At 47.6% G+C, this 544-nt stretch carries 1 protein-coding gene; it reads left to right on the top strand.

The window, feature by feature from the left end:
• Positions 1-544 (top strand): PLP-dependent transferase (locus R7Q46_RS29620; protein ID WP_318078645.1); only part of this gene is annotated, 544 nt, incomplete at both ends.

Raw genomic sequence — 544 nt, 5'->3', positions numbered from 1 at the left:
AAAGCCAAAGCTTATTTTGTTAGAAACTCCATCGAACCCTTTGGTTCGTGTGGTTGATATTGCTGCGGTATGCGAAAAAGCCAAACAAGTGGGCGCTTTGGTTGCGGTAGACAATACCTTTTTGACACCGGTGTACCAAAAGCCTTTGGATCTCGGTGCTGACTTTGTTATCCACTCAACCACAAAATACATTAATGGTCACTCGGACGTGATTGGTGGTGTGGTGATCACCAAAACAGAGGCGCACGCAGAAGAACTTGCATGGTGGGGAAACTGTATTGGCGCCACGGGTACGCCTTTCGATAGTTACATGACGTTGCGTGGGATCCGCACTTTAGGCGCCCGTATGCGAGTGCACGAAGAAAGCTCTCAACACGTACTCAACTACCTACAACAGCAGGCTTTGGTCGCGAAGATTTACCATCCGAGCTTGCCAGATCACCCTGGTCACGAAATCGCGAAAAAGCAGCAGTCGGGTTTTGGTTCTATGTTGAGCTTTGAATTTGCAGGCTCATTTGAGCAACTTAAAGTGTTTGTTAAAGAG

It is taken from the genome of Vibrio sp. 811 (assembly GCF_033339195.1).
The sequence above is the reverse complement of the archived record's forward strand: the minus strand, read 5'-3'. Positions and strand labels throughout refer to the sequence as shown.